The organism is Vibrio sp. Vb1018, from assembly GCF_033338775.1.
Classification (GTDB): Bacteria; Pseudomonadota; Gammaproteobacteria; order Enterobacterales; family Vibrionaceae; genus Vibrio; species Vibrio alginolyticus.
Window position 1 is genome coordinate 127,315 of the sequence record NZ_JAWOTI010000009.1, and the last position, 26,282, is coordinate 153,596.

General features: G+C 46.1%; 22 protein-coding genes and 1 pseudogene. 6 read left to right on the plus strand and 17 right to left on the minus strand.

The genetic code is table 11. The features are described 5' to 3' along the window. Window positions 1-423: 423 nt before the first annotated feature. Window positions 424-846: a DUF805 domain-containing protein gene (locus R7Z10_RS11890; protein ID WP_005379526.1), complete on the minus strand. Its 423-nt coding sequence runs from the start codon at window positions 844-846 to the stop codon at window positions 424-426. Between the two features lie 162 nt (window positions 847-1,008). Continuing rightward, the gene (locus tag R7Z10_RS11895) at window positions 1,009-1,356 is read right to left on the minus strand and encodes a 5-carboxymethyl-2-hydroxymuconate Delta-isomerase (RefSeq protein ID WP_017820736.1); all 348 of its coding nucleotides are present in this window, start codon (window positions 1,354-1,356) and stop codon (window positions 1,009-1,011) included. A 269-nt stretch (window positions 1,357-1,625) separates the two neighbouring features. Here R7Z10_RS11895 and tpiA point away from each other — a divergent pair, with 269 nt between their 5' ends. Then, the gene (gene tpiA / locus R7Z10_RS11900) at window positions 1,626-2,396 is read left to right on the plus strand and encodes a triose-phosphate isomerase (protein ID WP_213971934.1); all 771 of its coding nucleotides are present in this window, start codon (window positions 1,626-1,628) and stop codon (window positions 2,394-2,396) included. A 97-nt stretch (window positions 2,397-2,493) separates the two neighbouring features. Here tpiA and galU read toward each other — a convergent pair whose 3' ends face one another. From galU to R7Z10_RS11970, 14 genes and pseudogenes are all read right to left on the minus strand, one after another. Continuing rightward, the gene (gene galU, locus R7Z10_RS11905; protein WP_213874570.1) at window positions 2,494-3,372 is read right to left on the minus strand and encodes a UTP--glucose-1-phosphate uridylyltransferase GalU; all 879 of its coding nucleotides are present in this window, start codon (window positions 3,370-3,372) and stop codon (window positions 2,494-2,496) included. 48 nt (window positions 3,373-3,420) lie between these two features. After that, window positions 3,421-4,425, minus strand: a complete 1,005-nt coding sequence (locus R7Z10_RS11910) for an NAD-dependent epimerase (protein ID WP_213874571.1) — start codon at window positions 4,423-4,425, stop codon at window positions 3,421-3,423. Between the two features lie 68 nt (window positions 4,426-4,493). After that, on the minus strand, window positions 4,494-5,660 hold the full coding sequence (locus tag R7Z10_RS11915) for a nucleotide sugar dehydrogenase (RefSeq protein WP_213971933.1): 1,167 nt from the start codon (window positions 5,658-5,660) through the stop codon (window positions 4,494-4,496). A gap of 97 nt (window positions 5,661-5,757) precedes the next feature. After that, window positions 5,758-7,860, minus strand: coding sequence for a YjbH domain-containing protein (locus tag R7Z10_RS11920; protein ID WP_213896863.1), 2,103 nt, complete (start codon window positions 7,858-7,860; stop codon window positions 5,758-5,760). Window positions 7,861-8,747: 887 nt separating this feature from the next. Beyond that, a pseudogene (locus R7Z10_RS11925) lies at window positions 8,748-9,167 on the minus strand (IS110 family transposase); the annotation flags it as partial. A 721-nt stretch (window positions 9,168-9,888) separates the two neighbouring features. Then, window positions 9,889-10,284 carry a type II toxin-antitoxin system death-on-curing family toxin gene (locus R7Z10_RS11930; RefSeq protein WP_213916540.1) on the minus strand — a complete coding sequence of 132 codons (396 nt, stop codon included), beginning with the start codon at window positions 10,282-10,284 and terminating at the stop codon, window positions 9,889-9,891. After that, entirely contained in the window at window positions 10,284-10,454 is a 171-nt protein-coding gene (locus R7Z10_RS11935) for a hypothetical protein (RefSeq protein ID WP_005397970.1), read from the minus strand. The genes R7Z10_RS11930 and R7Z10_RS11935 overlap by 1 nt, the downstream gene beginning before the upstream one ends. A gap of 555 nt (window positions 10,455-11,009) precedes the next feature. Next, window positions 11,010-11,594: a thrombospondin type 3 repeat-containing protein gene (locus tag R7Z10_RS11940; RefSeq protein WP_318104921.1), complete on the minus strand. Its 585-nt coding sequence runs from the start codon at window positions 11,592-11,594 to the stop codon at window positions 11,010-11,012. A 29-nt stretch (window positions 11,595-11,623) separates the two neighbouring features. Next, window positions 11,624-11,782: a hypothetical protein gene (locus tag R7Z10_RS11945; RefSeq protein WP_213896859.1), complete on the minus strand. Its 159-nt coding sequence runs from the start codon at window positions 11,780-11,782 to the stop codon at window positions 11,624-11,626. A 42-nt stretch (window positions 11,783-11,824) separates the two neighbouring features. Next, complete coding sequence (locus tag R7Z10_RS11950; RefSeq protein ID WP_258512413.1) at window positions 11,825-13,060, minus strand: type II toxin-antitoxin system HipA family toxin; 1,236 nt, start codon at window positions 13,058-13,060, stop codon at window positions 11,825-11,827. Then, window positions 13,053-13,328, minus strand: a complete 276-nt coding sequence (locus R7Z10_RS11955) for a helix-turn-helix transcriptional regulator (protein ID WP_065274105.1) — start codon at window positions 13,326-13,328, stop codon at window positions 13,053-13,055. Before R7Z10_RS11955 ends, R7Z10_RS11950 begins: the two co-directional genes overlap by 8 nt. Before the next feature lie 562 nt (window positions 13,329-13,890). Next, complete coding sequence (locus R7Z10_RS11960) at window positions 13,891-15,237, minus strand: ATP-binding protein (protein WP_318104922.1); 1,347 nt, start codon at window positions 15,235-15,237, stop codon at window positions 13,891-13,893. A gap of 427 nt (window positions 15,238-15,664) precedes the next feature. Beyond that, entirely contained in the window at window positions 15,665-15,952 is a 288-nt protein-coding gene (locus tag R7Z10_RS11965) for a hypothetical protein (RefSeq protein ID WP_031780640.1), read from the minus strand. A gap of 344 nt (window positions 15,953-16,296) precedes the next feature. Further along, window positions 16,297-16,710 carry a UPF0158 family protein gene (locus R7Z10_RS11970; RefSeq protein WP_005397605.1) on the minus strand — a complete coding sequence of 138 codons (414 nt, stop codon included), beginning with the start codon at window positions 16,708-16,710 and terminating at the stop codon, window positions 16,297-16,299. 727 nt (window positions 16,711-17,437) lie between these two features. On the opposite strand from R7Z10_RS11970, the gene R7Z10_RS11975 reads away from it, so the two are divergent. The 5 genes from R7Z10_RS11975 (at window position 17,438) to R7Z10_RS11995 (ending at window position 25,282) form a co-directional block, all read left to right on the plus strand. Further along, window positions 17,438-19,084, plus strand: a complete 1,647-nt coding sequence (locus R7Z10_RS11975; RefSeq protein ID WP_213916536.1) for a site-specific integrase — start codon at window positions 17,438-17,440, stop codon at window positions 19,082-19,084. After that, window positions 19,059-21,992 carry a site-specific integrase gene (locus R7Z10_RS11980; protein ID WP_318104923.1) on the plus strand — a complete coding sequence of 978 codons (2,934 nt, stop codon included), beginning with the start codon at window positions 19,059-19,061 and terminating at the stop codon, window positions 21,990-21,992. The genes R7Z10_RS11975 and R7Z10_RS11980 overlap by 26 nt, the downstream gene beginning before the upstream one ends. Next, window positions 21,985-23,259 (plus strand): hypothetical protein, encoded by a 1,275-nt coding sequence (locus R7Z10_RS11985; protein ID WP_262602481.1) that lies wholly within the window; start codon window positions 21,985-21,987, stop codon window positions 23,257-23,259. The genes R7Z10_RS11980 and R7Z10_RS11985 overlap by 8 nt, the downstream gene beginning before the upstream one ends. A gap of 251 nt (window positions 23,260-23,510) precedes the next feature. After that, window positions 23,511-24,674 carry a DUF3596 domain-containing protein gene (locus R7Z10_RS11990; RefSeq protein WP_318104950.1) on the plus strand — a complete coding sequence of 388 codons (1,164 nt, stop codon included), beginning with the start codon at window positions 23,511-23,513 and terminating at the stop codon, window positions 24,672-24,674. Continuing rightward, window positions 24,671-25,282 (plus strand): hypothetical protein, encoded by a 612-nt coding sequence (locus R7Z10_RS11995; RefSeq protein ID WP_318104924.1) that lies wholly within the window; start codon window positions 24,671-24,673, stop codon window positions 25,280-25,282. The genes R7Z10_RS11990 and R7Z10_RS11995 overlap by 4 nt, the downstream gene beginning before the upstream one ends. Window positions 25,283-25,499: 217 nt before the next feature. Here the strand turns inward: R7Z10_RS11995 and R7Z10_RS12000 are convergent, their stop codons facing one another. Further along, window positions 25,500-26,150, minus strand: coding sequence for a hypothetical protein (locus R7Z10_RS12000; RefSeq protein ID WP_318104925.1), 651 nt, complete (start codon window positions 26,148-26,150; stop codon window positions 25,500-25,502). Window positions 26,151-26,282: the final 132 nt, after the last annotated feature.

Genomic DNA, 26,282 nt, shown 5'->3' on the forward strand with positions numbered 1-26,282 from the left:
TAACAGCCTCTAAATCAAAAGAGTGCGTCATTCTAGCGAGCCTTAGCGAGACTAAGGATCTGGTAACAGCAAGCTCTTACTCTTTCACACTCACCTTAGCCACTGCTCAACCGGATGATAGATTCTGGACCACGCTCATTCCTCGCTGTTCAGAATGACAGTGGCTTTAACAGCCTCTAAATCAAAAGAGTCCGTCATTCTAGCGAGCCTTAGCGAGACTAAGAATCTAGTAACAGCAAGCTCCTATTCTTTCCCGCTCAGCTTAACCACGGCTCAACCGGACGATAGATTCTGAATCACCTCGTTCCTCGCTGTTCAGAATGATGATGACTTTAACAGCCTTCAAACCAAAAAGGAGCGTCATTCTAGCGAGCCTTAGCGAGACTAAGAATCTACTTTCAGCACGCACGGTACTTGAAGCGATTACTCCGGCTCAGGGCCATATTGGTTTGGTCCTGATGTCCCCTTTAAGAGACCACATTCAATTAGAATCCATAAACCACAAATCAGAGAAATGGAAGCGACGAACATCTGTGGGGTCGACGGCTCTTGCGCGGCAGGGCTGGTCATTGGCGTGGCAATTCGTCCGATAATCAGCGGAATATTCAGTGCTAGCCAATAGATCGATTTGTTGCGGTCGTGCCAACGTTTGGTGGTGATCGCCAAATCAGGGATCAGCAGAACCACCAAGAAAATAGGAAGAAGCACATAGGAGAGAGTAGGAAGCAGCTGGCTGATACCGGCACCAAAGCCTAGAATGGACACATAGTAAATGACGTTCCAAATCCAGTAGGTTTTACGGTTTATACGTCCTTGAAAAGAAAACAGTAACTCTTTAGTCGACATCAAATTTTACCCCAAAATAGAAAGGTTATAGATTAGCCGAGTCAATATAGTTTGGAAAGGACACCGATAGCTTGGGTGCCCACAACGCCCATATAACAAGCAGAGCCAGGCTGAGAATTCGTAACAATAACCCCTCGCTATTCTCGGGCAATCCAGCACCACCTAGTTCACTACCTTTTGGAAGCTATCTATATCCATGTCTCGGATATTGACCGTTAAACTGTGCACGTGACTAGCTTGCTCTTGAAGAGTCGCCATCAAGGCTCGTGACAGTTCTCGCTTTTGTTCTTGGGAGCGACCAGATAACAAATCAAAGTTGATATGGATAAAATCGAGGCTATCTCCCTCCTCTCCTATTAACCAATTGTGGCACCGGAGCGTTCTAGATTTCACTGACGCGAGTTCAAAAAGGCCACTTTCTAACGCCGTTTTATGTAAATCCTCCAGCAACCCCTGAACATTGACGCGTTCTTCCACCGAGTTTGAATACTCTAAAACGAGATTTGGCATTTTGATTCCTTTCTACAACAATTAATTCCAGCGCGTAGTAATACCAATCTCAGCAGCAATTTCCGAGGAATGAACTATCATTCTGTCTACGCGATCACCAATCGGTTGCTTTTGACAAAAATAACAGGATCGATGCTTGGTCGAATCAACAAAGAAAGCCGGACAAGACATGACGCCAATCATGATCTGTTCACATTATTCTGTTATATTCCTACGTAGATTTTTTACATTAATTGACTATTTACATTAAAGATAAGGGAGATATTCCTATGCGTCGTCCTGTAGTGATGGGTAACTGGAAACTAAACGGCAGCAAAGCAATGGTAACTGAGCTGCTAACTGGTCTTAACGCTGAACTTGAAGGCGTTGAAGGTGTTGACGTAGCAGTCGCTCCACCAGCACTTTACATCGACCTAGCAGAGCGCGTAATCGCTGAAGGCGGTAACAAGATCATCCTAGGTGCTCAAAACACTGACCTAAACAACAGCGGTGCGTTCACTGGCGATATGTCTCCAGAAATGCTGAAAGATTTCGGTGCTACTCACATCATCATCGGTCACTCAGAGCGTCGTGAATACCACAACGAATCTGACGAGTTCATCGCCAAGAAATTCAACTTCCTAAAAGAAAACGGTCTAACACCTGTTTTCTGTATCGGTGAATCTGAAGCGCAAAACGAAGCTGGCGAAACTGAAGCTGTATGTGCACGTCAAATCAACGCAGTTATCGACACTTACGGTGTTGAAGCTCTAAACGGCGCAATCATCGCTTACGAACCAATCTGGGCTATCGGTACTGGTAAAGCAGCAACAGCTGAAGACGCACAACGCATCCACGCTTCTATCCGCGCACTAATCGCAGCGAAAGACAAAGCAGTTGCAGCACAAGTAATCATCCAATACGGCGGTTCTGTTAAGCCAGAAAACGCTGAAGCTTACTTCTCACAACCAGACATCGACGGCGCTCTAGTTGGCGGTGCTTCTCTAGACGCGAAAAGCTTCGCAGCAATCGCTAAAGCAGCTGCTAAAGCAAAAGCTTAATCTCGTTTTTACTGAGAGTAAAAATAACAAAGGGATGCATCATGCATCCCTTTTTGTTTGTGTTGTACAGTCGGAGTACCTAATAGGAAGTTCCGATTTACGCTGGCTCGGCAATTTTCACGGTTGGCTTTTTCGCTAGCTCCGCACTGGAATCTTTCTTATAAAGGTTCTCGTAGCAGTAATTTGTAGCTTCAATGTAGCCTTCTACACTACCGCAATCAAAGCGTTGACCTTTAAATTTGTATGCCAAAACACAACCAGATTGAGCTTGTTGCATCAGCGCATCGGTGACTTGAATCTCACCACCTTTACCTGGCTCTGTATTTTCAATCAGTTCAAAGATATCAGGTGTCAGAATATAGCGACCAATAATCGCTAGATTGCTAGGTGCAGTGCCTGGTTCTGGCTTTTCCACCATGTTATCAATGCGGAAGATATCATCTTTGATCATCTCGCCAGCAATCACACCGTATTTATGCGTTTCTGATTCCGGCACTTCTTGTACCGCAACGATTGAACAGCGGAACTGTTTGTACAGCTCAACCATTTGAGCTAGAACGCCTTGGTCCTCATTCACACAAAGGTCATCCGCGAGCACAACAGCAAACGGTTCATCACCGACCAGTTCACGTCCCGTAAGAATAGCGTGACCTAAGCCTTTCATTTCACGCTGACGGATGTAAGTGTAACTCGCAGAATCAATCAAAGAACGAATATCATCAAGCAGCGCTTCTTTACTTGTACCGCTAATTTGATGCTCTAACTCGTAGTTTTTATCAAAGTGATCCATTAACGAGTGCTTACCACGACCAGTGACGATGCACATACCGTCCATACCGGCTTCAATCGCTTCTTCAACACCGTATTCAATCAATGGCTTATTCACCACTGGCATCATTTCTTTCGGCATCGACTTAGTTGCAGGAAGGAAACGTGTACCGTAACCCGCAGCTGGGAATAAACATTTTTTAATCATTTTGTTCAACCTAACTCAACTAATAGCGAGCACTCAGCTCGCTATTTATTATTTGTTGTAAAACTCTTTATACCAAGAGACAAACTCAGCAACTCCTTCTTTTACTGTTACTCTTGGTTTGTAACCAGTTGCAGAAAATAAGTCTTCTGTCTCCGCGTAGGTTTGATAAACATCACCAGGTTGCATCTCTCGAAAGTTTTTCTTAGCTTCAATACCCAGTTCATCTTCAATTGCTTTAACAAAGTCCATTAGGTTAATCGGTGAACCATGGCCTATGTTATAAACGGCGTAAGGCGCAGAGCTACTTGCTGGAGTACCAGCTTCAACGGTCCAGCTATCATTACGTGCAGGCAACACATCCGAAATACGAACCACACCTTCAACAATATCATCCACATGAGTAAAGTCGCGCCACATATCACCATTGTTATTAATATCAATGGTTTCACCGTCAAGAATCTTTTTAGTGAAAATAAAAGGAGCCATATCAGGGCGTCCCCATGAACCGTAAACGGTAAAGAAACGTAGGCCGGTGGTCGGAATATCGTATAGATGAGAATAACTATGAGCCATTAGCTCATTAGACTTTTTGGTTACCGCATACAGTGACACCGGGTGATCAACACTATCAGATGTAGCAAATGGCACTTTGGCATTTAAGCCATATACAGAACTAGATGATGCATACACTAAGTGCTTAACATCATTTTGACGACAACCTTCAAGGATATTCAAATGCCCTACTAGGTTAGAATCTGCGTAAGCATGAGGGTTTTCTAAAGAGTAACGTACGCCAGCTTGTGCGGCCAAATGAATCACACGATCAAATTTCTCTGTCGAGAAGAGTATTTCCATCGCAGAACGATCAGCAATATCAACGTTCAAAAACTTGAACATAGGATGCTCAATACGGGCTAGTCGAGCAAGTTTCAAGTTTACGTCGTAATAATCATTTAGATTGTCGATACCAACGACTTCATTTCCTGCAGCATTTAATTTCTCTACTGTTGCACTACCAATAAAACCAGCCGCACCAGTCACTAAGTATTTCATCAGATTAATTACCTTAATAAAACGAAAAGCCAGTCAAATACGACTGGCTTACTATAATATTGTTTCAGTTAGTCGCTACCAAACAGGTCTCGTGTGTAGACTTTATCAGCTACATCAGCAAGCTCTTCAACCATGCGGTTAGAGACAATCACATCTGCACTCTGTTTAAACTCATTCATATCTTTGATTACACGTGAGTTAAAAAACTCACCTTCCTTAAGTACTGGCTCATATACCACTACTTCAATACCTTTCGCTTTAATGCGCTTCATAATGCCTTGAATAGACGAAGCGCGGAAGTTATCTGAACCAGCTTTCATAATTAAGCGGTAAATGCCCACTACTTTTGGCTGACGTTTGATAATGGAGTCTGCGATAAAATCTTTACGAGTGCGGTTTGCATCAACAATTGCACCAATGATGTTATTAGGAACTTCTTGGTAGTTTGCTAACAATTGCTTTGTATCTTTTGGTAAGCAGTAACCACCATAACCGAATGACGGATTGTTGTAGTGATTGCCAATACGAGGGTCTAAGCCTACACCTTCAATAATTTGGCGCGCATCAAGGTTATGTGCTTCAGCATAAGAATCCAGTTCATTGAAGTAAGCCACGCGCATCGCAAGATATGTGTTTGAGAACAACTTAACCGCTTCGGCTTCTGTAGAGTCAGTAAACAAAACCGAGATGTCTTCTTTTACCGCACCTTCAACTAAAAGATTAGCGAACTTCTCTGCACGTTCGCTACGCTCACCAACGATAATGCGAGACGGGTGTAGGTTATCGTAAAGAGCTTTACCTTCACGAAGAAACTCTGGAGAGAACATAACATTCTGACAACCGAGCTCCTCTTTAATACGCGCAGTATAACCCACAGGTACAGTCGACTTAATCACCATAACCGCATCTGGATTAATTGCCATCACATCTTTAATCACTGCTTCAACTGAAGAAGTATTAAAGTAGTTCGTTTGAGGGTCATAATCCGTTGGTGTGGCAATAACAACAAACTCTGCGCCTTTGTAAGCCAGCTCTTTATCTAGCGTCGCGACAAAGTTGAGCTCTTTGTTTGCAAGAAAATGTTCGATTTCCGCATCAACAATTGGAGACTTCTTGTCGTTCAACAAGTCCACTTTTTCTTGGATAATATCAACCGCCACAACCTCATGGTTTTGTGACAATAACATGGCATTGGACAAACCGACGTAGCCCGTGCCTGCTACTGCAATTTTCATTTTTATTTCCTATTATTTAACTGACGCTAGCATATCAAAACACCTGCACTCTCGGTAGAGTACAGTGATTAACTCAAAGCCTAACTAGCAACACAACTTAATTCAATTGAGTACCCAAGTAACGCAAATAAGCGTTGCGGATACGCAGCTTGTTCTGCTCAAAGTACTCTTGACCATAACGGCCTCGGTTAAAGTAGCGACGAAGCATACTATTATCCATTACGAGTTCATCACCCTGGCCTGCCGCTAAATGGTTAGCATCATTACCAACCCGTGTCGTAACGTTGAAATCATAAGCCTCGTTACCACGAACTTGTATCACTCCCGGCGACATATCGCGCCATGGCGTTAATGGCAGTTTTACTGACACAGTGACAAACTGCTCTTCGTCTGTATCATTAAACTTTGTCACCTGATAACTTGCTGATACTTCTATATCTTCAAACCAATGTGAGGTCGTGAATTTTGCGCCGACATCCCCCTTCCAAAACTCGCCAGCAGTTGCATTAAACTGCCAATCCCACTCCGGCATAGAGAATGTATAACGAGTTAAAAAGGTTTGGCGGTCTGGATTCGCATAACCATTTTTGTCTTTTTCGTCTTGATGTTGGAAGTAGCTCATCTCTAGCCCCAACTCATGGTTGCCCGATTGAGAGAACCAAGCTGATTCGCTGCGCGCACCGATATAATCCGACTTAACCAAGCCTAGAGAGACCTGGTTAGCAATATCGACATATGGTAAACGGAAGAACTGATGCACCATTGCACGCTCAATCTCGTTCTCGTACGCGCTGTCTTCGAAATACCCACCTTCTTCAAAATCGTCACTTTCTGCTAAAGGTAAAATATGACGAACATCAATTGCCGCGCCAGACCATAGGTAGGTGTATAAGTTGCTAGACATAGCAAAAGAGTAATCATACACACCGTACTCGGTTGCAAAACCATGCCTTACCATAGGAGAAAGCACGATCTGCGAATCTAAAGTGCCTGAATTAACTCGCTCCGTTTTCCAATCAACCATGTCTAATCTTTCCGGTAAATCGCGCGTGATAAACTGAATGTCATCACAAGCTGCGCTACCATTGACAAAACTTTGGTAACAGTTAGCGTCAGACAAAACGCTGACCACTGGTTTTTGGTTGGCAAGCATCACAAGTTCAAATTGATCCGATGCAGCACCTATATCTTGCGCCGCATTTTGACCTAAATGGCTCGAAACAATACCCAGAGCGACACCTAGTCCGTCAACTTGATTATGGTTGTAGCGACGGTTTTCTAAAGCGACTACAACTTTGTCATTTGATACGCCCACTTGAACATTAACGAAGCCTTCATTTTTTAACGCACTAACCAAAGAGGAAATTGACGCTTGTTGCGCTTTGTTTTGCTCAACGACTAAACGATCCATTAACGTCATATTATTCTTCGCGTAGTCGCGAGAGCGAGAGTATTCCGTTATCAATGGCATCGAGAGTGCAGCACTCCAAACGCTTGAACCATCCGATTCATGACCAGAATAAATCTGGTAGCTTAATGAGGCAGTTATATCATTAGGCAGTAAATTATCGGGAGTAAACACTTTTATAGAAGAGTTGAATTCTACTGAATCGTACTCTCCTACTAGTTGAACAAAGTCAAAAGGTTGGTATTCAAAGCCACCAAAAGGGCCATCTAGAACACCCATCAAACGCTCTTCTGACTGACCGAAACCAGCAGAAACCCTTAAGGGAAGTGCATTAAACGTATAATCAGCGACGGCAAAATTAGTCATGAGCTTAGTTGCAGCACCACCGACATCTTGCATACCTAAAGCAAAATCTAAGTTCTCATTCCCCCAAAAATTGGGAACCTGATACTTCAGTGATAGTGATAAATCTCGAATACCGCCACAGCCTGTTTTAAAACAGTTCGAGTTATAATCATAAGTAACGATACTACCGTGAGCCTCTAACCCTTCAATGAGGCCGAAAGATACTTTGATAGAATCTAAACCTTGCACCTCGTCAAGCCAAGGGCGCCCTTGGGCAAAAGATACACCAAAGTTGCCATACTCTTTCACTTGAGCATTAGGTGTAAAAGTCAAGCCGGTAAAGCTCTGATTGGAGGGGAAGCGCTCTAATTGTTCAGTTGCCTTTGCTATCCCCACATAAAAAGGCAATGAACATGCCACAGCCCTCACAGTTATCATTTTTATCATTGGTCATGCCACTACTGAAGTTTAAAATACTTATTTTTCATTAACTTTACATTTGCATCAAGTTTCATTTTAATTAATGCGCTGTCTAACCAAAGCTAGCAACCAAGCTTGATATAAAAACTTCCACACAAATAGCCTCGAAAGAGACATATTTGCCTAGTAAACATAGCTCTTCCAATACACATATTGCTACATTATTTTATGCTGAGAGCGGCTTTGATGTTCGCTCACCGTGAACTGAGTGCGTTAGATCAGATGATATGGAGCAAACTCAAGTGATATCGATGTCATGCTAACCTATCTTTACTAGATCAGTTAGAATTTCAATTCGGCGCCTCATCACAAATTACGAACTTTCTTCTCACTCCATCTCCATTGAGGATGCTAAATAAGTATGTGAATACCTCATTTTTCGTAACACCGCTTAAGACTTGAAGGTTCAATTTGTTGGGAGCAGCACGGGTTCTAATGCACGGACGACGTTCACATCGTTGCAAATAAAGTAGTTCGAACGTTTCGCCAAAGCCTTGCCCTCTGCGATGAAGATGTATTTCTCACGGCCAGCGTTGGCATCAGTATCTATCCGCACTACGGCGGCAACAAAGAGGCTCTATTAAAAATGCCGATACCGCGATGTAGCAAGCGAAGAAAGCGAGACGGAACCGTTATGAGTTCTATACCTCGTCCCTCAACCAAGCACTGCAACAACGGACACTTTCATCACAACTTCGCTACTCTTTGCGTCGTGATGAGTTTAAGCTGGTTTCCCCCGAGTTCGACGTTAAAACCGAGCGATAGCTCGCATGTGAGGCTCTCCTCGGTTGACACCATCAGAACCTAATCAAGCAATGTCACCCGATATTTTCATCCCGATTGCGGAGCGTTCCGATCTGGTTCGACAAGGCAGTTCTGTTCTCCACCAAGCGTTTACGGACACTGCGTATAGCCTTGAGGTCTTGTTGCTCAACAGACTTAACAGGAACAAAATGAATATCAGGCCTAGAAAATGCTTCGTAAATTGCTCTCGCATCATTAGCATCGTTCTTTTGCCGCCCAACAAATGGCTTTACATGCTGAGCTGGGATAAGAGCTACGCTATGTCCAAGCTCTTGAAATATTCTGCCCCAATGATGCGAAGTTGCGCATGATTCCATCGCAATAGCCGTTTTCTCTGGTAATTGCCGGACTGTATCAAGAAGCTTGTCACGCTTTACCTTTCGGTTTGACAAGATTTGTCCATCAGAACTCAACACGCATACTTGAAAGAGGTTTTTGGCTATATCGATACCGACAACTTTAATAGACATGATGATTACTCCTGCTCTTACTGGTTGCACCATTAGTTTGATACAACGGTGCTAGAAGGGAGGTGCGTCCATCACATCAAAGCCTTAGGTTATCGCCACTGTTCGCTTTACTGTCCCCCTGACGATATTCATTACCATCCTGGGTAAACAGAGGGGGATCTTGACAAGTTGTTGCTACAGTCTTCGTCACGACAAACTTAATTAGCCCGCATTTCCTGTACCGTCGATCGATAGTGAGCGCAATGTGCAGTTCCCATACGCTGATGTTTCAAGGGATATTGGCGCCAAAGTCCGGTTCCCGTATCGCCCCCTTTTCCGAGGATAGAGTTCTCACACGACGTTTTGCCACAGATCGCCAGCAAAAAATACGAGCAAAATATCAACAATGTATACGTTAACCCTAATAAAGAGTGAAATTTGGTAGAGACGAATACCTCTAGAGAGTGAAAGTCCGCCCTATTTTTGGGTTCAGTTTGTCAGACCGCAGAGTCAGGCCTTATTTTGGGTTCGGTTTGCCAAAACGCAAAGTCAGCCCCTATTTTGGGTTCACCTTGCCACCGATGCGATGAGGTCGGCACGTGCTCAGGCTAAGATCAGGGATGGCCTGGGCTCAGAGGCGATGGGCACCGATTGTGCCGTTATTGGGAGTGAACTAAAAAATATCTGCCTTGCTCCTGCGATGAAGTTCAATATCAACGATCTCCTCAGGATCAATTCTGACTCAACACTCAAGCCCCGCCGCGTATTGTGCATACAAAATATCCGCGAAATCCGCTTCGGTTAATACACCAAGCAAAAGATCTCTGACGGCATCAGCAAGTAAGGCGTTGTCGATGACAATTTCAAACTCATTAAGTGATAAGTATTCAAGCGCGACCATCAGCCCCGTGCGTTTATTTGCATCAGGTAGGGCGTGAGCGATGGCAATACTTGCCGCATACTTTGATGCAATATCAAAGACATCTTCCAGACCATCATACGCGATCGCATTGTCAATTCGACCCAATGCACCTTGCAGCTTTGGTATATCCACCTCTCCCTGCATACCTGGCTCAGTCGCTAAAATAAACGAATTTATTTCAATCACTCGCTCGAATGGAAAACAGATGATATCCATCACATATCCGCTAATTTCGTGAATGTCTTACGATGCGTTCTTAGCGCTAACTTGGCTTCAGAACGCACAATTTGACGCCCCTGCATCCCACTCAAGTCTAACTGCTTGGTCGCTTTTACTTTCGGTCTTTTTACCTGTGGCACTCCATAGGCTGACAAGTCTTTGCTCATGAAACCTTCTCTCCATACGACTTCTATCTCTTCATTATACTACCGTTTTTCCTTCGATGCCCTAAGGCTTTTTAACCCTACTTAACCATCGCCAAGATAGCATGGTATAAAAAATCACCTGAGACAGTTGATCGAAAGGATCACGAAAATGAGACGTTTTCGATCAAATTAAAATCTATAGAAACAGGAACTTAAATTAAAATAAAAAGAGTGCCGCCTATTGGGCCAGAAGCCCCGTCATCACTGGGCTGCCACTTCGCGCGGCGCTCAGGCCAGATCGGCGACCCGCCATGAGACACTCACCGGCCTTCGCCGCGCACATTGAGACAGTATTACCTTGTCGCCACCCAATGCATTCGCTTGTCTCATGCGCCCCGTCTGCCGGGATCGCCTGGCTGGTTTGACGCGTTGGCTTACGCCAGTAGGGCAGCACGGCGGGATCATGGCGATCCAACCTCTGCTACCTCGGCCCGTCTGCCCTTCCCTCCATTCCTCACGCTAACACAAGAAAACCCCAGCATGGCGGCTGGGGTTTTGACGGTGACGGGAATGACCCTACTTTTTTTTACCACACCTTGACTGAGCTGCTGTGGCGACAATGGCACCCTTTTCTGGTTCCGTTATAAAACCATCCGCGGCAAAACTATTCGCGGTCTGAGCCACGGTTGACACGTATTGGCCATGATTTTTCCATTTATCATCACATTGCACCAATTGCTCAATCGCGCATCCATCACCATTCACGACCGAGCCGAGTGGCGTATTGGGACATTGGTCTTGATCATTCAGAATACCATCTGAATCAAAATCGTTCGTCATGGTGATCATAAAGGACGCAAAGTCCAGTTCGCCTGTTTCTGTGTCATTTCCAAGCCACCCCGTAGCGGTAGGAATAAAGTCATGTTGTAGAGAGCGCCCCGCACTCACATAATAAATGCCCGCCTCTGTCGGTGCAAAAGACTCAAAAGTGAAATGCCCAGAAGGAGCGCCTTGCCTTGTAGAAATTGGGCTACCCACTGTCCGCGTCTGACCAGACCACAAGCCTAAATTGACCGGAGTCGCGCCATTTTCTGCGGCTGGATCGTACCACGCTACGTACAGTTGAATGATACAAGCCGGGCAGTATGACGTGTCTGTCACTCCCCCCATTTCATAATCGCCTTCAAACGTTATGGCGCTACAGGTTCAATGATCGCCGTATATCCATCCACAATACCATTGTCAGTCGCCGTCACTTGTGGATTAGTGAAGACAACCGCATTGTGTAATAAAATGTTGTAAGTGACGTCATCAGACACATCAATCGCTTCTGCGACATTTACATCCACTTATCGTCTACAAAGCCATGGCGAATTTGATTTATCCTACACTTACAGCGCCTTAAATTTTTCTACCATATCCTTATCAATCTCCTTGATTAGATTAGGTGACAAGCCCAGATGTTTGGCCTCATGACTAAACGAGCGTGTTGTTTCAAATATTTCCTCAGCCATAACCATAATCGCTTTCTTTGAAGACACCCCCGACTGAGCAGCTAACTGGTCTAGTGCGCTCTTTGGCGTTCGGCCATTACCACCAAATGCCGTCATATGCTCTTTGTAAGGGTTAGGGCTGTAAACAATGTCGTAGAAAGGCGATAGCGTCCAGTTATCGGCGTCACTGGCAAGGAAACTGAAGTTCTTACTGTGATCATCTTGATTAACCGTTAGGTAATTAAATATGCAGCGCTTAATGAGCTTCTGAGACTCAGTGACACTACACATGATGCGCGTAGCTTTAACTAAATCCACATAGTCCAAAGAAGGCTCTCGAAACGGTGCATCTAACAACCCACACGCAGAAATCATATGGATTCGACCGCCTTGCTCGGTGCAATCAAATCGTTCCTGCTCTAGCCAAAATCGTCCATTACCCGCATCAATTAAATCAAAGTCAGGAACCTCAATGCCGACATTACGGGCCATCTGCATGTAGCAATATTCGACTAATGATTCAGAGTGCTTCAAGTCAAACTTTTCAGATGTCAGCTTTACGATAAGCTTTGTTCCTAGTGCGTCATCTAATGTTGAATATTGCCCATTCGATAAACGTGTAACGTTCATCTTGGGCCTAGCACCACCCGATCCTCCAGTATTCATCAAGTGCTCGAGCAAAGCAGACTCGGTGCCTTCAAACTCTTCAATCGCAGCTCGGCCAAGGGTAATGATATCAATTGACTCCTTAGGCTCATCAAGTAAATCTAATTCAGGCTCATAACTCAACGCCCCCATACATCTGTCACCTAGGTAAGCCAAACGCTCTAGGGCGGTAACTTCCTTTGGGTTATGATCGTTCTGTCTAAATACACGATCCATGAGATAAAGACCCCAACCATCAGGGAGACTATCTCCAAAAACCCCATGAATGCCGTAATGCGGTTCTCTAGGCGCAACTTGCAGGCTTGTATCAGCCTTTAAATTGAACGGAGCCAGAGAGGTTGAGTGAGCGCCTAAATAAGCCTCATCAAATTGAAAGAAGCTTTGCTTACTATTTTCAACGAGCTTGCCGACAAGTACCTTTTCACCTGTGCTAAGCGTTCGTTTTACGGTTAGGGCTGATTTAAGCACGTCGAAGCACATCCTCTATTGATTTAAATTCAGGCTCAGACGACTTTGTCAGCTCTTTCACTTTTTTCAAGTCACCGACTGTCTCATAAAGCATGAGGAACTGACGCAATGAGATGTTGCCAGATGACTCAAACTTTCGGATCGTGGCGTAAGGCACGCCAGAGAGATCGGCCATCTTCTGAACACTGAGTTTATCTTTTTTCCGAGCGGACTTGATAAACTCTTTGAGATCCATTTGCAAATCATAAGCGGTATAAAGAGATAACATACATGCCTCGTAAGTTGCTACCATGACATCGATTATAGCACCAATTATGGTTTTATTGCCATTATTGTAGCAAATATAAGGTAATAATAATCATTGCTTCATTAAAACGAATGACGTAAAAAAACCATCACCGCCACGGTGATGTTATTATTGCTATAATGACAAATTAACGAGTTTTATGGTAAAATTTGCTACCATAATGACAGATTAAAAAGAAAAGCTGACATCCTTCATGTATACGCGCTAGGAATGTAACCTTAAGTTAAGTGAAATGCCGCCTTATAAATTAATCTTTTAACTCACTGTTTTTAATAATAAAATCTACATCTCCCTACGTTTTTTTGTAATGAGTTAGGCTTAAGGCATTGATTTTATTGGCAGTAAAAAAGGGGAACCGGCTGAATCAGATCCCCCGTAACTTATCAGCCTACTAAGAGCAGAGTTACACTTTTGGGGGTTCATAACATCACAATGTCGGTGAAATCGTCAATCGTAATGCCTTTGTGATCTTATGTTCATCGCGAGAGTACAGCGAAAAAGTTCGCAAGCACATAGGTGTTGATTACGCTTGATACTCTTTCATTGTTTCAACTAAGTTATCCAATGAAAATCCACGATATTCAACGTCATAACCTTTTAGATTTAACTTTTTCAAAAGGCAGTGGGACTTCTCTATTAATTTGACCTCACTGTAACGTTTTTGCTGTCTCTTTACTTCGGCAATGAGTATTTTCTTATCTAAGTCATTAATAGCCACTATATCGATCTCATTGTGACCTTTTGCATCCCAGTATCCACCAATCTTTCCGAATTGCTTTGATTCAACCAATATCGCGACGAACAGGCTCTCTAATTCCAGACCAGAGTAAACGGTGAAATCTCGTTCAATATATCTTCGGATGTATTCGTAGTTCTCCATCTCAACAGCACTTTTGTTGGCATGGATGAATCGAAACCAGAAGTTTAGAAACGGATCGGAAATGGAGTAACGAATATCTCGTGAGTTCTCTTTAGAACTAATCGGGCGCTTTTTGGTAATAACATCAAAAACTTCATCAAGCTTTTCCAGATGAACACCGACACTCATATCTAAGAAGTTTTCAATTCGAGCACGGCTTGTATTGCCTTTTGATATCGCACCAAGAATATCGAAGTAAACTCGATGTTCTGAGCCAAACTCTTCAACGAGTCGATGAGTTCCTTCTTTTATTAGTGGTGAAAATTCGGAGATTACCCCCTCAAATAGGTCATCGTTCTCAGCAGAGAATCGGGTTAACCACTCAAGGTATTTTGGTATCCCGCCAGATAGGCACCACCATCGAAGCATGTTTTCAGCATCAAATTGATCGTGATCTTTCATTACCTCGGCAAGATAAGAGGGCTGCAAAGGTTGAATTTTAAAGAATCTATCATCACGATTGAATAGAGGTTCGTCTTTGCCTTTGAAAATCTTCGTCATCATGCTGTAGAGGGAGCCACAGCACACTAGGTGCATCATCGAGTCTCTCTTGTTTGCATCCCATAAATTTTGAATATCGGAGAATAGAGCAGGGTTGACGATGTCGATATCTTGAAACTCGTCAATGATGATTGTCAGAGGTTTTTGCTTTGTATAATCCAACAAGAACTCAATGATATCTCGCAGTGATTGGGGCTGGAAAAACTTAACACCGAGCTCACTATTGATGATTTCTGCGAATTCAGCCACTAAGGAGCGTTCACTCTTTCGACTTATGAAAAGGTAAAGGAATTTGGTATTTTCTTGGTGAAAAGCTTCGTTTAAAAGACGGGTTTTACCTACGCGTCTTCTCCCAACCATTACGCTAAGTTGCCCCTTTGTTTCTACTATCTGCTCAGAAACAGTTTGTAGAGCTTTTAATTCCTTCTGACGGTTATAAAATTTTTTCATTGCTTTCTACTTTTGCTTTCACGTATTAGCAATAGAATAGAGCATGAGGTATTTAGTGTAAATTGGATTACTGTAAAAAAAGTTACAGTAAATTTTTTTACAGTAACCAAAAAGCCATGAAGCGGTCTTCAGGCATTAAGGATTGTTGATTTTACTAGCTGTCAATCTGGAATGTTGATTCCGCTAGCTTTGAATCCGATGTTCTACTGCTTGAATCGCCACCGACTCACACGACAAATATAGAACTACACCCTTATTAAATAATAACCATATCCAATCATTAGAAAAAATGGCCAATTATGGCAAGAGAAGTGTGTACTGCATAAATATTAGGCTAACAACTTTTGAGGCAAATCCGAGCTAGCAGACTCTAATGAACACGCCGACGGACAGAAAAAAGCCCCGCATTAGCGAGGCTCGATGATGTTTATCTGTAGTACTGGTGACGCCTTTTTGAATTATGCTTCCAGCACTTCGCAACGTCATATACGCATGCTGGATAATCATCCCAAGGGTCGGCTAGTGCTTTTCCTCTAGCTGCTCTCAGTTTTATTGGGTACCCTCGACACTCGATTTCATGGAGGAAAAAGTAACTCTTTTCCTGCTTGGTTGAAAAGTGCTTATGAGTCCCACTACGTACACGAGGATACACATCCCACAAATAATGCCCATACTCCTTGTCTCGGCTTCGGTACTGTTGCTTTAGTTTTTTCATTTACCCTCCAGGTTTACGTTACCTAGAAGGGATCCTTTGCAAAGTAGTTCATCTTAAAACCTATCAACTTCGTCTGTTGTGACCGATTTCCGTTAACCTTTTCTTGCTTAAAGCATACACAGCGATACGATATTTGGATTACTTCTATACCCGTTCAACTTGAAGATGCAGGTTTCAACAACTGAAAATTATCCGTAATTCCGGACGTCAGTGAAACTGTGTCATAGCCCGCTTAAGTGGTGAGCGACGCTACCACAAACCCTAATTTTTGCACCGTAAACACAAAAGCCAAATCAAGCCAAAACCGCCGAGCGTTGCGAATCCGTCTTAAAGCATTTGATGTGTTAAGCGACATATGTAACTGAATTTTCTTCACACCAATCTTTCAGAGCTTGTTTTGTGGCTAAACTTTGAAACTGATACCACTGCTCTGTTGCGCCAATTTGTTCTAAACGATGCTTAAATTTAGCAAAAGCACCTTTTCGGCTGAAGTAATCAGATATCAAATCGTATTCACTTGGCAACTCTCGGGAAACAAATTCTAGAACGGTTCTTCGACCTAAACCTAAATCACACTTACTCGGAATACAAAGGTAATGATCTGAGTCCTCGATATCGTCAGGTACAACCTCATCTACGCCATCACCAATGTAGTGAATTTGCCCAGACTGCGTATTCAAATACGCCTCAGCACCAAAACTCAAATCCCCAGAAACAAACTCCATTGCCATTTCCAAGTCATTAAGATCTACCGGCATATTGACCTCCATTTCTTCCTGACACATAGACGCGTTAAGTGATGAGATGGTCTCCCCCTACCACTTCACATGGTCATAAGCCATGCTTGGAGTGTTCAGGTCCTGCAGCAAAAGGAGAAGACCATGACTCATGCATAAAATCATCGGCATCGACTTAGCAAAAAAATATTTTCTTCCTTGTTGAAATAAACCATAAAGACAAGAGTCACAACGGTTACGATGCCCACACCCATATAGGCAATGCTCACAAGATGTCGTTCACACCATTCAACGTAGGCAGGCCCCTATTTCCACTATTACTCATACCACTTCCCCTCCTCGCTGACTCTCATCACGTGCAACGGCGACCGATCTCAGCTCCCAAATGGTGGCCTCCTGGTGATCTCTCGATGATTCTAAAGTCCCCACCAAAGAAAAGCGCCAGGCCCACCTTTTTTGCCACAACCTCTCAATATTGAAGCCACTTTTGCTCAGATATGAGATCAATCGCACATTGTCCGTGCTATTATTCCCCGTTCCTCCCTTGACGAAAAACCCACCAATACGCCTATAATAAAACCCAATATATTGGGCGCGAAACACAAATGACACACCATATATAGAATTAAACAGTCCTCTAAACATACCAGTGGCCAAAAGCACCGCGTGACGATGTGAGACGCTTTCTTCTCCTTTTGGACTCTGGAGGCAACAGGCTTGGTATTGGACAACCAGAGGCAATCGATCGATGAGAGACTCAGAGCAACGAAGAAAAGCGGAGCGAAAACGAAACGCAGGAGGGGTCGCCCCGAATGCGAAACGTCACGCCTTAAAGCTGCTGGCCGCCATTATACGTCTCAAACAGCGATTCTCCGTTCAGATTGCCCCCCACCTTGATGCCAACCTGACCAATACCGAGAAAATCTCTCCGCTGGACAGAGCGCTGCTGCTCTTTCTCTACCTGTGGCTGATCAATCGCTTGCCTCATTGCCACTCGATTGAAGATATCCCCGATCTTCGCTTAGTCAGTGGCCGTGACGATTGCGACGCGTATCGCCTGCGAAAGATACGAAAAACCGCGCCCAGCTGGGTAGAATACGCGATGCCCCATCGCACACCGCAAGGCACCGAATGGCGCTGGCAGCCCATCCCAAACGGTCTCAATCACTGGTTCGTGGGTGCCCTCGCCCACACCAAGGCGAACAGCCAGGCGTGGCACATGAGTGAGGATGAAAAACGCGCGTTCTTGAGATTTCTTCAGACAAAATGGCGCACGCCCGTTGCCTTAAAGGGGTACGACATGATGCGGCGCGATCATTTTTATCACTATATTGACTCAATGATGCATCGCGATCCGCACGTGTCTGTGTGCACCAAATACAGCGCACTTCAGGACAAGTCGCTGCATCATCATAGCGCGCCCGCTTATCAGAGCAGTAATACCAACGCTGTTCGGTATGAGCTTTTTCATGCCCAAGGTCGCTATCTTTCTCGTCTGCACCAAGCCATGCCGAGTGACTTACTGGCGCTGTTTTGCGCGCCCGAGCCTGTCACCGGCAACGATGCGCCGCTGTTCAAAGCCCAGTCATCGGTTCCGGCCTATTTGGCCACGCCCGGAGAGATTGTTGCCTTTCGCTACGCGATCACTGATTCGACGCGCGAGTATCTTCCGATACCGGCTCAGCCGATTGGATCGACTCGACAGCTTTTGGTTAATGACGTTCGCCAATTTTTCGCCCGACTTGCCAACAAAGGCCGAGCACTGGAGAAAAAAAGACACACCACCGCCTCACTGCGTGAGCTTCACAACTTCCGCGCTTATGAACTGGCGCTGCTACTGATCGCGCTCACGGGGACTCGGCCCACCCACGCGATTTCGCTTGAGAAAGCGCTGTGTTTTGATCGGCGTTCAGCGCTGGTGTTCGATAAAGGCATTTATCGAACCTTGTATTTATGCCCCGCCTTTGAACGTACCCTCCGTCGCTATCTCAGCCTGCAGCGCCAGCTGGCCGACATGACAGGGGTTGCGTTAGAGAGCCCCTACCTTTGGTTTACCGTGACCGAGGCGATGAGTATTGCGCACCTCAATGCCCAATCACTTCGCCAGTTTATGAGTTCAACGTGGCAGAGCGTGAACCCGAGCGAGCGTGTCGATCCTTATCAGCTTCGCCATTTTTTTGCCCAGCATGCACTGAACTCGCTTGATCCTATGTTAACCGCCGGAGACATCGATAGGCTCATGGGGCATGCAAATTTCGGCGAGCAGCTCGGCAGCGATGTGCTGTTTCCCGCCAAGCAGCGCAAGCTGCATCGCTTTCTCGATAAGCTACCCGATTTTTTGCACCTATCTGAGCCGATGGAGGAGTACGATGTCACACACCACGCTGCGCGCTGACGCGATTGCCGAGTTCCATGATAATTTGGGGCTGCCATGCGCCGCAAAAGCGGATCTTTGCTGGGTATGTGAACAGATTGAAGCGTTTGAATTACCCACGCGTGCGCTCAGCGTGCCGCAGCTTAACGCTCTCAATACTCGTATCCGTCAATTTGTCACCGGTCGTCAGCGCCACCTCAAGGCAGCGCTCGATCAAACCCTGCATTATCTCAAAGAGCGTTGTGAGTGGGAGCTACCGGCCGTACAAACGCCCGTCTTTAAGGATACCCAGCAGCAATGGCTGCTCTCCATTCTCAAACAAAGCGCGGCCGCCAGTTCGCTCCTGCACGCCTATCACGCGCAGCGAGCCTCTTTTGTGCGTGAGCGCTGGGAGGAAATGGGCTGGCTTTTGCTGGTGCTTAACATTGAGGTGGCGCCACTGCCCCTACGATATTGGCAGCGCATCTTAACCTCTCCCGAGTCCATTGAATGGTTTGAAGGTCGCATGACACTCACCGTGGAACACACGCAAGCACTGGCCAACTTTACCAGCAAAGAGCAACCGAGCTTTACGCGCTATCCACTGAGCCTCTTTGCCTACAAAGTCTTACAATCCTTTTATCTTCACCCTCCCTGTAAACACCTTACGACGACAAGACTCACGCGTGCACTCAATGCCTGGTGCGAAGGCGTGCCCTATTGCATGCCGCCAAGATCAGACCAAGACTGGCATAAACTCTTTCAGGCCATCTGGTATCACCATCACGCCCTTCCCGTGCCTCTTTTGCGTGATTTTAGCGATCCTGAGCGTCACGTCGCGACACTTGAGTGTGCGCATCAAAGGCAGGCACGTGCGTCCACGAAGTCCTCAACGCTGTCGCCCAGCGCGCGGGTTCCCCTCCTATCAACGCCTTCAGAGGGCAAAGCCAGCTCCCCCGCTTCCGCTTCCCGTTCATGGCCACACAAAACGCTTATTCGTTCCTTAAAGCCGCAAAGCAAGAAAAACCGATTGCCGCCCACACTGGGCAGTGACAATGTCCTACCATGGTTTTTTTATCATTTTGCGGACTCACTGCATCGTGAAGGCGGCGTCATCAAAAAGACGCTTGGGGCCGACACCATCGACCGTTATACCAATTTTTATTCGCAGCTTTCGCCTTTGTCACTCAAAGACGCCTGCGATCCTGAAGCCCTGCCACGCTGGGCTCGTGATCAGTTTGAACGGATAACGGACAAGACGACCCCTTGGCATCTTTTCAATTTTTTGCGTTTCATGACACACATTGAGCTCACCGACCACCTTGATCTGTCGCAATTTGAGCGCCCGACACTGCCAAGCCAAGTCGACCCTTTTCGCCTCAGTGCCCAAGAGGTGCACGACGTGGCTATGGCGCTGCTCCGTGACGATCAAAGCGGCGCTCTTGATGGCCTGTTTTCCGCCACTGCCGTTTTACTGGGTTACTATGCGATGCTGCGACGGGGAGAAATGCTAAGACTTCGCCTTGGTGACATCAGTTATCATGAGCATGACAAACAGCGCTTTGAGCTCATCATCACTCGAACCAAGGAAGGGGCACCCAAAGGCAATAAAACGCGCATCACGCACGCCTACCTACCTGAGGTCTGTGCCAAACTGATACGCGCCGTCATTAAGCTCAAAGCGCAGTGCCCTCCCGACACGCCGCTGCTCGGTTATGCGGGGGAAAGCTTCGCGCAGAGAGATCACTATTACCTTTACCCTGTCAGCCAGCGGCTTAAAGCGCACTTTGGCCCACAGATCCGTTTTCATCATTTAAGGCACAGCGGCGCCGAGCTTCTCTACCTGCAAGGGCTGCATCTTGCCTACCAACGAAGCGGTGAGCACCTTCAAGGCATTCTTGAACCCACCACGCTGAGCCTGCTCACCCCACAGGCATGCCAGGCCCGCTTCGATTTTTGGCTGGAGGGACGCGCCTTCGATGACGTCAATGATGGCATTTTACTGGACGTTATTGGTGATGAAATCGGTCATAGTTACTACAGCACGACTCGAAAGCACTACCTGCATGACATGGTCAAGGTGGGGCTGCTCATTTATCCCCACAGGCGAGTGTATCACCGTGATGAACTTCGCTATCTGCTCGGCATGTCACCGGGTTCTAACGATATCTCGCGCGTATTGAATGCGCTCGAGCCCAATTACGCGCTGATGACCAATGAGCAAAAAAAGCGGTGTTCGCTCTCGCTGCGTGACGCGCAGCTCATTACGCTGGTTTGTGACTCGACGACGCGCCAGGCCAAAGCCCTTAGCCAGGACATCACCACTTATCGCAGCGCGGCGTTACCTAAGCCACCGCGCTGGGATGAGAATACGCTGATCAAAGCGTGGCTCAGCACACTTGATGCGCAATCCCACGCCCTTGCCCCGTTTTCACCCTTCACCAAGCGTTCGCTCTCGTTACGTCCAGGACAACCGGTCGCGTTCCTCACGCTCAGTGAACAATGGCTCGCGATGGCGCGAGGTGACGTGTTTCGACTTGACCGAAAAGCCAGAACGCAGCTTCGCGCTCTGGGCCGCGCCACGGTAGGCGCGACAAAAGCGCCAGATGGTCAAGCGTATTTGACGCTGTCCTTTGACTGTCGCTGCAATGACAAAACGCGCAAGGCCTACCTGGCCTTGTTCCATCACGGACCACTTCAGCGCTGCAACGCCGAACTCACGCTGTATCAAAATCGCAAACAAAAAGCACGCAGCCCGAAGCTAGACAAGCTCAACGCTGAGTTTGCGCGCCCACGCGATCGCGTTAAACGCCTCATCGTGCCGGCCGGCGATACTCGTCTGGTTATTACGGTCCACACACGTGTGCCAGCGCAGGACTTACAAGACTCACTGCAAACCTATTTCGATCACCTCACGCATAACAAACAAAAGGATGCCGTCTATGCCTAGTTTATCTATCGACCCAAAGCACCATGATAATCTCCAGCATCTCCTTGCTCCCATAGCCAAAAGCGACTCTACGGCTCTGCTCACGTTTATTATTGATAAAACTCATGCCTATGTGATCGGTGGCCTTCTCGAAGCGCTTCAATACATCACGCTGCCGATAGAGCGCGACTGGAAACTCAAACCTGGCCAATGGAGCCTCAATGCCAGCAGCTTTAAAGAATACTGGGCATTGCAAAGTCCGCTACGAGCGCAAAAGCAGACCATTACGATACAGTTAAACTACGATCAATATCGCACCCTGCCCCAAATAGACACCCTGACCGAACGAAAATCGCGGCTGTATATTCAGTCGATTGACGCGTTAGACACGCACCTTGCCTTTTTTGCGCGTCATCACGATACCTTTTTTAAGCCAATTCAAGAGTCCAGCGGTCATCGTGAGCCCACCCGTGAGATATTAAATACGCTTGATGTCGCTGACACTTATCGTCCATTTGATGCGTATGAGCTAGAAAAGGGAAAATCCAGCATTCGTATTGAACGCGGTGGCAACATCCACTCGTATGCGCTGCCCGAGGAATTTGTGCCAAATTGTAACTTACTGCTCAACAAAGAAAGCGTGGATACACTAAGACACCTGTGCGAAACCACGGACTCTGACGAGATCCAGATCTATACCGATGACGAGTGTGCCCTCTTCTCCGATGGTCAGCGCTGCTTCAGCAGTTCACTTAAGTCGTTACGCGAGTATCAAAAAAAGCAAGAGGTCGCGTATCACACCGAGTTTCGTCTCGTGGTCGACATCCACCGATTTAAAGAAGAAATCGATAGCTACCGCGCCATGGCTTTAGTGAAACAAGCCAATGAAGCGCTGCTTCTGGTGAGTCGAGATCGTGTGATGCTCGCCGGCCTGACGCTGGAGACCGGCGAAAATGCCTTTCTCAATGTCAAAGACATCAAACACAAACACGACATGGTGCATCGCATCAATTTAAGTGAGCTGGCGAAAGTGCGGATAACGGACATCACGTCGGCTAAGCAGATCAAACTTGCGCTACTCAAAAATGCGAGCGAAGGCGTGTATAAACTTGGCTTTTATAATGATGTGAAAGGCGAGCACCCTTACGCGTACGTCGACGATGTCGCCCCAGCGCCCGATAAGCTCTCACTGGCCCTAGACGCCAAAAACAAACTCGAGGCGCAGCTCGAAGGCAAAGTGGATGATGAAACGGCTCAGATTGACATGGTTGGCTATGACGACATTTAACATTTGCCGCAAAAAAAGAACTGGACAAATAACCAGTACCTGATATGGTAATTGATGAGATTTTCACCAATAGTGGCTAAAAACGCACTTTTTGAAAATCAGACAAGCAGTTGGGATAGGAAGGCGGCAACCTCCCTACCCCGTACCGGCTGCGAGGACCTTAAACCCGACCCAGCCGATGGCACAATTCTAACGAATTCCATCGGTCAGGGACAGATCTATTTATGGATCCCACACTGATGGAGGCCACCATGGCGCACATTCGTATTCGCCCCAACGGGCGTATTCAATTCGATCTTCATTTGTATGGTCGCCGCTTTCGTGAAGGCACGAAGCTGATGGCGACACCGAAAAACCTCAGTCAAGCCAAAGCGACTCTCAAGCAGATGAATGCTGAGATTGACCTCAACACCTTCCAGTACCGCGACTATTTCCCCGACAGCAAAAAAGTGCCCCTCTTTGAAACGCTGCAACGAAAAAAACACCCTGACCGTCTCTATCCGTTTTTCGATGATTTTGCCAATCAATGGTTTGACCGCCAAAAAGGCAAATGGAAAAGCAGCTATCAAAATACAGTGCGCAACACCCTAGACCGTTATCTTATTCCCGCTTTTGGTAATACGCTCATAAATGAAGTGACGTTAGCCAATGTGGAATTCTTTCGAGAAACCTTAATCAACCAACAGGACGACAAGGGCAATCGCAAGCTCTCAAATAAACGTATCAACGGCATCTTCTGGCCGCTGGTCTCCATTTTAGGCCTCGCCGCAGATGAGCATCAATTTACCTACCCGCTTCGCCGCTATAAAACGCTCAAAGAAGAAAAAGCCGATTCTCACCCGATGACCCTACAGGAGGTTCAGCATTTTCTGGTGACAGTACCTGTAGAATGGCGCGACTATTTTATTGTCCGTTTTTGGACTGGGATCCGCAGCTGTGAAATTCATGGCCTGCACTGGGAGCACATCGACTTTGACCACCGCCTCATTCGTGTTCGTCAGAACCTGGTTAATGGCGAACTGGGCGAAGTCAAAACCCCGAAATCACGCCGAGAGCTTAAAATGTGTGACACCCTATTGGAGGTATTCACCCGTCTAAAAGCGCAAAAAACGGATGACTCCCCCTTTGTGTTCACGCAACAAGGAAAACCGCTCGACACCCACTTTATCAGTAAGAAGATTTGGTACCCGACCCTCGAAAAAGCCGGGCTTAGACGCAGACGTCCCTATGAAACCAGACATACCGCCGCCGTGCTTCATATCGCCGCACACGAAAACCCGCTTTATATCTCTCACATGCTTGGGCACAGCGATACCCGCTTATTATTCAAAGTGTATGCGCCCTATGTCGCCAATGCGTCAAGAAGCGATGGCAGTGCGTTTAATGAATTGATGAAGAAGGAGGGTTTTCTATGAATGATGGCCTCTCATTTGAAGCGCAATGGGATAAGCTCCATAGCTTGCTTGATTCTCAAAACGCTCACGACAATACACTGATCATCATGGCATTAGGCGGGTTATCTCTGGATGTGCAGCGGCTTTGGTGGCTGTCCGAGGAACCCTTTGATTTGCATCCCTCGGCGCTTTTACAAGACAGCCTGTCGCTTTATGCTCAGCGCAGCTGGCAGCAATACCGAAACGATACCGCTTTGTTTCACGCGCTTAATGACCACGTAACCGCATGTTATAGCTCTCAGAGCCATTGTTATTGTGATCTTGAGTTACACCAGCGCTATCCTGATCTGCCGCTAATTAAGTTTTGGCTCGCGTCGGCGTCATGTTGCTGCCGAGAATATCCGGTTAATCAGGGAGACTTGTGGCTACAACACCTTCGCTTGACTCAGGCCATGAGCCTCGCGATGGAGCAAAAGACATACTGTCCTGAACGACTCGTCGGATATGGCGAACAATGTGTCATCGTCATGGATGTGGAAACTCAGTGGGTGGTGATTTGCAGTGACAAACCGTTTTTGCCGTTCAAGGCATTGGGATGTCAATTTTGGCATTGTTGGTATCCCTCATAAAACTGAGGTGGCATTGCTATAGTCTGATGCGCTGCTCAATTTCATCGTGTAAATCGACAACGGTTGTGGCGTCCAATTTCATCATGAAATAGACGCCAGGCCGTGATGTTGAATTTCACAGTGAAATCGACAGGTGTCGGTAGGCATATAGTAGGTTTTATTATGGGCTGTCTTAATTGCCTATATTTACCTTTTGCTCCATCCTTGCCCGCCCCCATTATTTTCTCTGTGATCCTAACGCAGGAAAATCATCGTTGGTAAAAGTAGGTGCGACCAGAGGGAAACGCGTATTCAATAAAGTGATAATGCCATTATCTGCATGAAATGCGCCTTCTGCAACGGTTTCTCCACCATCTCCGGCAAGATCCGTAGCCCATGAAGGAGTCGTTCCAAGATTATTATTTACCCAGCCACTCCAAGTTCCAGTACCTCTCCCTGTTGGAGTGTAATTTTTCCGACTAACCCAAGTCCTTTGGTCATAGTTAGCAGTATCAGCAATAGTGATATGTAAGCTATCCGCATTCTCATCATTATAACTGTAGTGCCAATGCACCGTCCCTTCGCTTCCTGTCAAAGTGTTATAATCACCGTAGACCATAGCTAACTGAGTTGGTGCTGAATCATCATTTGTCCCACTCTGAAAAACACCCCCATATACAGCTTTCACGTGAGACGAATTATCCTGTACTTCACTTTTACGGAGGATAACTTTTGAGTCAGAGTAGCTATTAGCGAGTTCCATTACTTTCCTTTGAGCGATAGCTTCAGGTCGGTTATCCACCAACCAGGTAGCTTTCTTTTTGCTATTTTTTCTCTGAGCAATTGCCTTATTTTTACTCTCATTTTGCTTATCTACTTTTTCGTACATATCTCAAACCCTTCAATTGGATTTTATTGCTTGTTATAGGATTTCTTTTATTGCCTATAACAACCCATAATCGTTAGGTGAAGTTTATCTGCTATTTTTCTTTATCTAATGGTAGCTCAATAACCCCTAAAA

Excerpts from the sequence above, each read along its gene's own strand:
- R7Z10_RS11990 (WP_318104950.1), top strand. The coding sequence starts at position 23,511 with ATGGCGCACATTCGTATTCGCCCCAACGGGCGTATTCAATTCGATCTT.
- R7Z10_RS11935 (WP_005397970.1), bottom strand. The coding sequence starts at position 10,454 with ATGAGCAAAGACTTGTCAGCCTATGGAGTGCCACAGGTAAAAAGACCG.
- R7Z10_RS11975 (WP_213916536.1), top strand. The coding sequence starts at position 17,438 with ATGAGAGACTCAGAGCAACGAAGAAAAGCGGAGCGAAAACGAAACGCA.
- R7Z10_RS11895 (WP_017820736.1), bottom strand. The coding sequence starts at position 1,356 with ATGCCAAATCTCGTTTTAGAGTATTCAAACTCGGTGGAAGAACGCGTC.
- R7Z10_RS11985 (WP_262602481.1), top strand. The coding sequence starts at position 21,985 with ATGCCTAGTTTATCTATCGACCCAAAGCACCATGATAATCTCCAGCAT.
- R7Z10_RS11890 (WP_005379526.1), bottom strand. The coding sequence starts at position 846 with ATGTCGACTAAAGAGTTACTGTTTTCTTTTCAAGGACGTATAAACCGT.
- R7Z10_RS12000 (WP_318104925.1), bottom strand. The coding sequence starts at position 26,150 with ATGTACGAAAAAGTAGATAAGCAAAATGAGAGTAAAAATAAGGCAATT.
- R7Z10_RS11995 (WP_318104924.1), top strand. The coding sequence starts at position 24,671 with ATGAATGATGGCCTCTCATTTGAAGCGCAATGGGATAAGCTCCATAGC.
- R7Z10_RS11930 (WP_213916540.1), bottom strand. The coding sequence starts at position 10,284 with ATGGATATCATCTGTTTTCCATTCGAGCGAGTGATTGAAATAAATTCG.
- R7Z10_RS11960 (WP_318104922.1), bottom strand. The coding sequence starts at position 15,237 with ATGAAAAAATTTTATAACCGTCAGAAGGAATTAAAAGCTCTACAAACT.
- galU (WP_213874570.1), bottom strand. The coding sequence starts at position 3,372 with ATGATTAAAAAATGTTTATTCCCAGCTGCGGGTTACGGTACACGTTTC.
- R7Z10_RS11920 (WP_213896863.1), bottom strand. The coding sequence starts at position 7,860 with ATGATAAAAATGATAACTGTGAGGGCTGTGGCATGTTCATTGCCTTTT.
- R7Z10_RS11955 (WP_065274105.1), bottom strand. The coding sequence starts at position 13,328 with ATGTTATCTCTTTATACCGCTTATGATTTGCAAATGGATCTCAAAGAG.
- R7Z10_RS11980 (WP_318104923.1), top strand. The coding sequence starts at position 19,059 with ATGTCACACACCACGCTGCGCGCTGACGCGATTGCCGAGTTCCATGAT.
- R7Z10_RS11965 (WP_031780640.1), bottom strand. The coding sequence starts at position 15,952 with ATGAAAAAACTAAAGCAACAGTACCGAAGCCGAGACAAGGAGTATGGG.
- R7Z10_RS11970 (WP_005397605.1), bottom strand. The coding sequence starts at position 16,710 with ATGCCGGTAGATCTTAATGACTTGGAAATGGCAATGGAGTTTGTTTCT.
- tpiA (WP_213971934.1), top strand. The coding sequence starts at position 1,626 with ATGCGTCGTCCTGTAGTGATGGGTAACTGGAAACTAAACGGCAGCAAA.
- R7Z10_RS11910 (WP_213874571.1), bottom strand. The coding sequence starts at position 4,425 with ATGAAATACTTAGTGACTGGTGCGGCTGGTTTTATTGGTAGTGCAACA.
- R7Z10_RS11915 (WP_213971933.1), bottom strand. The coding sequence starts at position 5,660 with ATGAAAATTGCAGTAGCAGGCACGGGCTACGTCGGTTTGTCCAATGCC.